This window comes from Hymenobacter agri (assembly GCF_054778495.1).
On the sequence record NZ_BAAGZM010000148.1, the window covers coordinates 1 to 8,187 of the forward strand.

At 62.1% G+C, this 8,187-nt stretch carries 7 protein-coding genes; 3 read left to right on the forward strand and 4 right to left on the reverse strand.

The features are described 5' to 3' along the window. The 3 genes from ACYVDE_RS09635 to ACYVDE_RS09645 form a co-directional block, all read left to right on the forward strand. Positions 1-323, forward strand: a 323-nt coding sequence (locus tag ACYVDE_RS09635) for an endonuclease/exonuclease/phosphatase family protein (protein ID WP_460501284.1), incomplete at its 5' end; no start/stop codon positions are given. A 244-nt stretch (positions 324-567) separates the two neighbouring features. Beyond that, positions 568-2,076: a cysteine--tRNA ligase gene (cysS, locus tag ACYVDE_RS09640; protein WP_460501285.1), complete on the forward strand. Its 1,509-nt coding sequence runs from the start codon at positions 568-570 to the stop codon at positions 2,074-2,076. 100 nt (positions 2,077-2,176) lie between these two features. Then, the gene (locus tag ACYVDE_RS09645) at positions 2,177-3,217 is read left to right on the forward strand and encodes a zinc-binding metallopeptidase family protein (protein WP_460501286.1); all 1,041 of its coding nucleotides are present in this window, start codon (positions 2,177-2,179) and stop codon (positions 3,215-3,217) included. Between the two features lie 66 nt (positions 3,218-3,283). Here ACYVDE_RS09645 and ACYVDE_RS09650 read toward each other — a convergent pair whose 3' ends face one another. From ACYVDE_RS09650 to ACYVDE_RS09665, 4 genes are all read right to left on the reverse strand, one after another. Next, positions 3,284-4,291, reverse strand: a complete 1,008-nt coding sequence (locus ACYVDE_RS09650) for an SDR family oxidoreductase (protein WP_460501287.1) — start codon at positions 4,289-4,291, stop codon at positions 3,284-3,286. A 107-nt stretch (positions 4,292-4,398) separates the two neighbouring features. Next, on the reverse strand, positions 4,399-5,454 hold the full coding sequence (gene rfbB, locus ACYVDE_RS09655; RefSeq protein ID WP_460501288.1) for a dTDP-glucose 4,6-dehydratase: 1,056 nt from the start codon (positions 5,452-5,454) through the stop codon (positions 4,399-4,401). Positions 5,455-5,544: 90 nt separating this feature from the next. Then, positions 5,545-6,567 (reverse strand): NAD-dependent epimerase/dehydratase family protein, encoded by a 1,023-nt coding sequence (galE, locus tag ACYVDE_RS09660; protein ID WP_460501289.1) that lies wholly within the window; start codon positions 6,565-6,567, stop codon positions 5,545-5,547. 119 nt (positions 6,568-6,686) lie between these two features. Then, the gene (locus ACYVDE_RS09665; protein ID WP_460501290.1) at positions 6,687-7,982 is read right to left on the reverse strand and encodes a nucleotide sugar dehydrogenase; all 1,296 of its coding nucleotides are present in this window, start codon (positions 7,980-7,982) and stop codon (positions 6,687-6,689) included. Positions 7,983-8,187 lie beyond the last annotated feature (205 nt).

An 8,187-nucleotide genomic window follows, 5' to 3' on the forward strand; every position in this document is an offset into this window, starting at 1 on the left:
TCCGCAACGGGGCCGTGGCCCGCGGCAACCAGGTCGATACCGTGCTGGCCCGCGTGCTGCGCTCGCCCTACCCCGTGCTGCTGGCCGGCGACTTCAACGACCTGCCGTATTCCTACACCTACGACCAGCTGGCCGACCACCTGCAAAACGCTTGGGCCACCGCTGGGCTGGGCATCGGGGCCACCTACCACGGCCAGCTGCCCTTCCTGCGCATCGACCAGCAGTTTGCCTCGCCCGGGTGGCAGGTGCTGGGCTGCCGCGTGCACCACGAAATCAAGTGGAGTGACCATTACCCGCTCGAAGCGCTGTACCGGCTGAAGTAAGAGTGGGAAGAAGCAAACTCCCCGCCTTACCAACCGAAGGTCAGCGTAGCTAAGGAGGGAACATTCGCGCTGTAGCGCGAACGGGGGTGGTGGCACCGCAGGGCAGGCGTCGGGGCCGTTTGAACACTATGGTCTTGTTGCCGTTCAACTTTCGTTCAACACCCACAACCACCCCCGTTGCGACTTCGCCGCAACATCCCCTCCTTAGTAAGGAGGGGAGTTTTTCGCCCGCTACCTTTGCATCATGTCGCTCTCGCTTTATAACACGCTTACCCGCAAGAAAGAAGAATTCCAGCCCGTGCACGCGCCTCAGGTGGGCGTGTACCTGTGCGGCCCTACTGTGTACAGCGAGGCCCATGTGGGCAACGCCCGCGGCCCGGTGGTGTTCGATGTGCTGACGCGCTACCTGCGCCACTTGGGCTACCAGGTGCGCTACGTGCGCAACATCACCGACGTGGGCCACCTCGAAAGCGACGCCGACACCGGCGAAGACAAGATGGAGAAGGCCGCCCGCGCCGCCCGCATCGAGCCCATGCAGGTGGCCCAGCACTTCACCAACCGCTACCGCCAGCACATGCTGGCCCTGGGCTGCCTGCCGCCCGACATCGAGCCCCAGGCCAGCGGCCACATCATCGAGCAGATTCGGGTCATCGAGGAAATCATCGCCAACGGCTTTGGCTACGAGGTGAACGGCTCGGTGTATTTCGACGTGCCGAAGTACAACGAGGACGGCAAGCGCTACGGCAAGCTCTCGAACCGCAGCATCGAAGACCAGCTGGCCGGCACGCGCGCCAACCTGGAGGGCCAGAGCGAGAAGCGCAGCCCGCTCGATTTCGCCCTCTGGAAGAAGGCCGCGCCCGAGCACATCATGCGCTGGCCCTCGCCCTGGGGCGAAGGCTTCCCGGGCTGGCACTTGGAGTGCTCGGCCATGAGCCGCAAGTACCTCGGCGAGCTGAGCGACATCCACGGCGGCGGCCTCGACCTCATGTTCCCGCACCACGAGTGCGAAATCGCGCAGAGCCAGGGCAGCCACTCGCACACCGACGAGGCCCGCATCTGGATGCACAACAACATGATAACCGTGAACGGCACCAAGATGAGCAAGAGCCTGGGCAACTTCGTGCTGCTCGGCGACATGTTCCTCGGGCCAACCGGGCCGCTGGTATCGGGTTACTCGCCCATGGTGGTGCGCTTCTTCCTGCTGCAGGCCCACTACCGCTCGCCCGTCGACGTGAGCGACGACGCGCTGCAGGCCGCCCGCAAAGGCTACCGCAAGCTGATGAACGGCCTGCGCCTGCTCGATAAGCTGGCCGGCGACGACTCGCTGGCGGTGTCAGGCATTGGCCCCGACCTAACGCCCGAGGCCGCGCAACTGCTGCAACTGGCCGCCAAGCCTGCTGAGTTCCTGAACGACGACCTGAACACGCCGCGCGCCATTGCCGCCCTGTTCGACCTACTGAAGCGCTTCAATACGCTGGCCGCCAACCCGGCCGCGCTGGCCGAAGTAGGGCCCGCTGCCCTCACGCAGGCCGCCGCCACCTACCGCACCCTGGTGCAGGACGTGTTGGGCCTGCGCGAAGAAACCGCCGTCGACCCCGAGCAGCTCATTGCCCTTACCCTCGGCTTCTATTCGGAGGCGAAAGCCGACAAGGCCTACGACAAAGTCGACCAGATTCGCGGTGCCCTCAAAACCCAGGGCATTGTGATAAAGGACACCAAGGCCGGCGTGGAGTGGGCCTATAGCGAGGAGTAACACGCCGCAAATTCAATAACCGCATAATCGTCAGGCTCCCCTCTCCTGAGGAGAGGGGCCGGGGGTGAGGTTCACCCGTCCGCGCCGCATTGCTTTCCGCATGAAACTCGCAACCCTTCGCCTTCCCCTCGCCGCGCTGGCCGGCCTCGTGCTGCTCACCGGCTGCCCCGATAAAAAAGCCACCGAAACGGCCGAAACCAGCGCCCCCGCCGCCGAGCCCGCCCTGCCCAAAGCGCCGGTGTTCAACGCCGACTCGGCCTACGCCTTCACGGCCAAGCAGGTAGCCTTCGGGCCGCGCGTGCCCAACAGCAGGGCGCACATTGCCTGCGGCAACTGGCTGGTGAGCAAGCTCAAAAGCTACAAGCTGAAGGTGATGGAGCAACCCTTCGAAGCCATGACCTTCGACGGCACCAACATTCACGCTCGCAACATCATTGCGCAGTACCAGCCGCAGGCGGTGCGCCGCGTGGCCATTTTCGGGCATTGGGATACACGCCCCTTCGCCGATGCTGACCCCGACCCCAAGAAGCGCAACAAACCCATGGACGGGGCCTCCGACGGAGCCAGCGCCGTGGCCGTAGCCCTCGAAATGGCCCGCATCCTGAGCCAGCTGCCCGAGGCCCAGGCCCCCAACGTGGGCGTCGACTTCATCTTCTTCGATGCCGAAGACTGGGGCCACGACGAAAGCACCCAGAAGGACCTCAAAAACCAGCTCGAAGGCGGCACCACCGACTCGTGGTGCCTGGGCTCGCAGTACTGGGGCACGCACCTGCTGCCCGCCAACTACAAGGCCGAGTACGGCGTGCTGCTCGACATGGTGGGCGCCAAGGGCGGCAGCTTCACCCGCGAAGAAACCTCGCGCACCAAGGCCCTGTTCGCGCTCGATAAAATCTGGAGCGTGGGCACCCGGCTCGGTTATTCCGACTTCTTCCGCTACGAAGACACCGGCGGCATCACCGACGACCACGTGTACACCAACAACGCCGGCATCCCGACGGTCGATATCTACGACCATCCGCGCTACGGCACCGACTACTTCCCGCCCTACCACCACGCCACCGCCGACAACATGAGCATCATCGACCGCAAAACGCTCAAAGCCGTGGGCCAAACGATGACGCAAGTGCTGTTCGTGGATTAAGTAGACATACCCAATAAAAAAGGCCGTTGGACACATCCAACGGCCTTTTTTATTGCCTGAATCAAGCTAGTTGCGCTCCTGAATAAAATCCTGGTTGGCTTTGAACCACTCCAGCGTCTGCTTCAGGCCCTCGCGGATGCGCACCTGCGGCTGGTAGCCCAGCAGGCGGTTGGCCTTCGAGATGTCGGCCAGCGAGTCGCGGATGTCGCCGGCGCGGTCGGGGCCGAACTTGGGCGCGAGGTCTGAGCCCGCTTCTTCGCGCAGGATGTCGTACATCTGCACCAGGGAGGTGCGGTCGCCCACGGCGATGTTGTACACCTGGCCCAGGGCCTCGGGGTTCTCCACCAGCGCGGCGCGGATGTTGGCTTCCACGCAGTTCTCCACGAAGGTGAAGTCGCGGGTCTGGCCGCCGTCGCCGTTTAGCGTGGGCGCTTCGTTGCGCAGAATGGCGTCGATGAACAGCGGAATCACGGCCGCGTAAGCCCCGCCCGGGTCCTGGCGCGGGCCGAAGATGTTGAAGTAGCGCAAACCCACGATTTCCATGCCGTAGGTCTTCGCAAACACGTCGGCATACAGCTCGTTGGCGTACTTCGTCACGGCGTAGGGCGAGAGCGGCTTGCCGATGCGGTCTTCCACTTTGGGCAGGCCGGGGTGGTCGCCGTAAGTTGAAGACGAAGCTGCGTACACGAAGCGCTTCACGCCCGCGTCTTTGGCAGCGGCCAGCATCTGCACGAAGCCACCCACGTTCACGTCGTTGGTCAGCACCGGGTCCTTGATGGAGCGGGGCACCGAGCCCAGCGCGGCCTCGTGCAGCACCACGTCCACGCCCGCGCAGGCGGCGGCACAAGTAGCCGCGTCGCGGATATCGCCGTCCATGATTTCCAGCCGGTCATCGCCGGCAAACAGCGCCAGGTTTTTGCGGAAGCCGTTGGAGTAGTTGTCCAGGGTCCGCACCTTTTTCACGCCGTATTTCAGCAGGTACTCCACGATGTTGGAGCCGATGAAGCCCGCGCCACCGGTCACAAGGAAAGTCAGGTTGTCGAGCGGCCGCTCGTGGAAGGGGGTGTTATACACTTCGTTTAATTAAGAATGAGAAATGAAGAATGAGGAATTGTTACTGCTGAATCAGGCGAAGTAATTCTTCATTCTTCATTCCTCATTCTTCATTCCTCATTGCTGCGCTAGCGCCCCGCGTACTGCTTGGCGTTGTAGTCCTGGTACGCGCCGCTGGTTACGCTGTTCAGCCATTCCTCGTTGGCGAGGTACCAGTCTACGGTCTGGGCCAGGCCCTGCTCGAAGGTGACGGAGGGCTTCCAGCCCAGCTCGTTCATGATTTTCGAGGAGTCGATGGCGTAGCGCATGTCGTGGCCGGCGCGGTCAGTCACGAACTTGATGAGCTGGCGCGAGGTGCCCTGCACCTGGCCGGTTTTCTGGTCCACCACGTCGCAGAGCAGCTCGATGAGCTTCAGGTTCTGCCACTCGTTCACGCCGCCGATGTTGTAGGTGTCGCCGTTTTTGCCTTTGTGGAACACCGCATCGATGGCCGTGGCGTGGTCTTTCACGAACAGCCAGTCGCGCACGTTTTCGCCTTTGCCGTACACGGGCACGGGCTGGTTGGTGCGCAGGCGGTGAATGGCCAGCGGAATCAGCTTCTCAGGGAAGTGGTTGGGGCCGTAGTTGTTCGAGCAGTTACTCAGCTTGATGGGCAGGCCGTAGGTGTGGTGCCAGGCGCGCACAAAATGGTCGGAGCTGGCCTTCGAAGCCGAGTACGGCGAGCGCGGGTCGTAAGCCGTCTCCTCGGTGAACATCTCGGGGCCGAAATCCAGCGAGCCGTACACCTCGTCGGTGCTTACGTGGTAGAACACGTGGCCTTCGTAGCCCATGGGCTGCCACAGGTTGCGGGCCGCGTTCAGCAGGTTCACGGTACCGATGACGTTGGTTTTCACAAAGGCCATCGGGTCGGTGATGCTGCGGTCGACGTGGCTTTCGGCCGCGAGGTGAATTACCGCGTCGGGCTCCTCGTTGGCAAACAGCTGGTCGATGAAGTTCTGGTCGGCAATGTCGCCCTTGATGAACCGGTAGTTTTCGGCTTTCTCGATGTCGCGCAGGTTCTCCAGGTTGCCGGCGTACGTCAGCGCGTCGAGGTTGAGAATCTGGTACTCGGGGTACTTGGTAACGAACAGGCGAACAACGTGGGAGCCGATGAAGCCGGCGCCGCCGGTAATGAGGATTTTCATACAGGTGAGACGGTGAGGTGGTGGAATAGTGAATAAGAAAATGGCAAAATGGTAGCGCGTCGAACGCCGGCTCCCCATTTCACCATCTCACTATTTCGCCAGAGTTTGCTGCCACTTCCACGAGCTGGCCAGGGCATCGGCCAGCGAAGTTTCAGTTTTGAACCCCAATACTTGCTCGGCCTTCGTGGCATCGGCATAAATGGCGGGTACGTCGCCGGGGCGGCGCGGGCCGAACTCCACATTCAGCTTCTGGCCCGACACTTCTTCGAAGGTGCGCACTACCTCCAGCACGGTATTGCCGTGGCCGGTACCCACATTGAAGGTTTCGACGGCTTCGGCCGCCTTGCGGTCGAGCAGGCGTTGCACGGCCACCACGTGGGCCTTGGCCAAGTCTACTACGTGAATGTAATCGCGGATGCACGAGCCGTCGGGCGTATCGTAGTCAGTACCGTACACGGTCAGCTTCGCCCGAATGCCCGCTGCCGTCTGGGTAATGAAGGGCACCAGGTTGTTGGGTACGCCCAGCGGCAGCTCGCCGATTTTAGCCGAAGGGTGGGCCCCAATCGGATTAAAATAGCGCAGCAGAATGGTGCGGATTTTATTATCGGGCGCGCCGGCCACGTCGTGCACAATGTCTTCGCACATCTGCTTGGTGCGGCCGTAGGGCGAGGAGGCCGGCTTGGTGGGCGTGGCCTCCGTCACGGGCAGCGCATCGGGAATGCCGTACACGGTGCACGATGACGAGAACACCAGGTTTTCAACGCCCTGCTCCTTCATCACTTCCAGTAGCGTGAGCAGCGAGCCCACGTTGTTCTGGAAGTACGCCAGCGGCTTCTGCACCGACTCGCCCACCGCCTTGAAGGCCGCGAAGTGAATGACGCCCTTGATGTCCTGCTCCGTCTCAAACACCTGCCGCAACGCTGCCGCGTCGCCGCAGTCGATGCGGTGTAGCGGCACCTTCGCGCCCAGAATGGCCTCAATGCCCGCCACGGCCGATTCCTGCGAATTGCTGAAATCATCCACAATCACGGGCTGAAAACCGGCCTGCGCCAGCTCCACCACCGCGTGGGAACCAATATAGCCGGCGCCGCCGGTCACGAGAATCTTGTTCATGAGTGATTTGGTGAGATGGTGAAGTGGTGAGTGGTGAAATAGTGAGTTTGACGTTCAGAAGGGGCTAATGGCGCATCCTGAACATCAAACTCACCATTTCACCACTCACCAACTCACCGCTATAGGCTCCAGTACTGGATGTCCTTCATTTTGCCGCGGTACAGGCCTTTGATGTCGACCAGCACGGGGTTTTCGGCGGTGATGGACTGGAAGTAAGCTTCGTCCTTCTCGGCGTAGGGCTTGTGGCTCACGGCCACAATCACGGCGTCGTAGTCGGTGCGCACGTCGTCGGGCTTGGTGAGGCGGAAGCCGTACTCGTGGTGCAGCTCGTTCGAGTCGGCGTGCGGGTCGATGATGTCGACGTTCACCGAGAAGTTTTTCAGCTCCTGAATCACGTCGGCCACCTTCGAGTTGCGGATGTCCTCCACGTTCTCCTTGAAGGTGGCACCCATCACCAGCACGCGGCTTTTGGCCACGTCCTTGCCCTTCTTAATCATCATCTGCACCGTTTTGCGGGCGATGTAGGCCCCCATATTGTCGTTGGTGGTGCGGCCGCTCAGAATCACCTTGGCGTCGTAGCCCAGCTCTTTGGCCTTGTAGGTGAGGTAGTAGGGGTCGACACCGATGCAGTGGCCGCCCACCAGGCCGGGGCTGAACTTCAGGAAGTTCCACTTCGTGCCGGCGGCTTCGAGCACCTCGTAGGTGTTAATGCTCATGCGGTCGAAAATCATCGACAGCTCGTTCATCAGCGCGATATTCACGTCGCGCTGGGTGTTCTCAATGATTTTGGCGGCCTCGGCCACGCGGATGCTGCTGGCGCGGTGCACGCCGGCATCCACCACCAGCTCGTACACTTTGGCAATGGTGTCGAGGGCTTCCTCGTCGTTGCCGCTCACCACTTTCACGATGCGGCGCAGGGTGTGCTCCTTGTCGCCGGGGTTGATGCGCTCGGGCGAGTAGCCCACTTTGAAATCGGTCGGGAATTTCAGGCCCGAGAGGCGCTCCATCACCGGGATGCAGTCTTCCTCGGTGCAGCCGGGGTAGACGGTGCTCTCGAACACCACGTAGTCGCCCTTTTTCAGCACCTTGCCCACCGACGACGAGGCGCCGAGCAGGGGCTTGAGGTCGGGCATGGCGTGCTCGTCGATGGGCGTGGGCACGGCCACGATGTAGAACTGCGCCTGGCGCAGCACCTCCAGCGAGTCGGTGAAGGTGATGTCGCAGCCCTCGAAGGCTTCTTTTTCGAGCTCGCCGCTGGGGTCGATGCCTTCTTTCATCTGGGCCACGCGGCCGGCGTTGATGTCGAAGCCAATTACCTTCAGCTGCTTAGCGAATTCGAGTGCGATGGGCAAGCCCACGTAGCCGAGGCCGATGACGGCCAGCGTGGCCTCTTTGCGCAATAGTTGGTCGTACACGGGAAGTAATTATCGGTTGCTGATTTTCGGTTGCTAGTTGCTGGCTTTCGGCAACTTGGGGTTTTTTTGCGCGGCCGGCTGCACCGTGGTGCCATCGGCGCTGAGTTCGTATTTTTCGCCGCTTTCGGGGCAGGTGGCCCGGCCCTGCGCATCGAAGTGCAGGCGGTGGCCGGCGGCGCTCATCCAGCCCTGCGGGCGGGCGGGG

Excerpts from the sequence above, each read along its gene's own strand:
- galE (WP_460501289.1), bottom strand. The coding sequence starts at position 6,567 with ATGAACAAGATTCTCGTGACCGGCGGCGCCGGCTATATTGGTTCCCAC.
- rfbB (WP_460501288.1), bottom strand. The coding sequence starts at position 5,454 with ATGAAAATCCTCATTACCGGCGGCGCCGGCTTCATCGGCTCCCACGTT.
- ACYVDE_RS09645 (WP_460501286.1), top strand. The coding sequence starts at position 2,177 with ATGAAACTCGCAACCCTTCGCCTTCCCCTCGCCGCGCTGGCCGGCCTC.
- cysS (WP_460501285.1), top strand. The coding sequence starts at position 568 with ATGTCGCTCTCGCTTTATAACACGCTTACCCGCAAGAAAGAAGAATTC.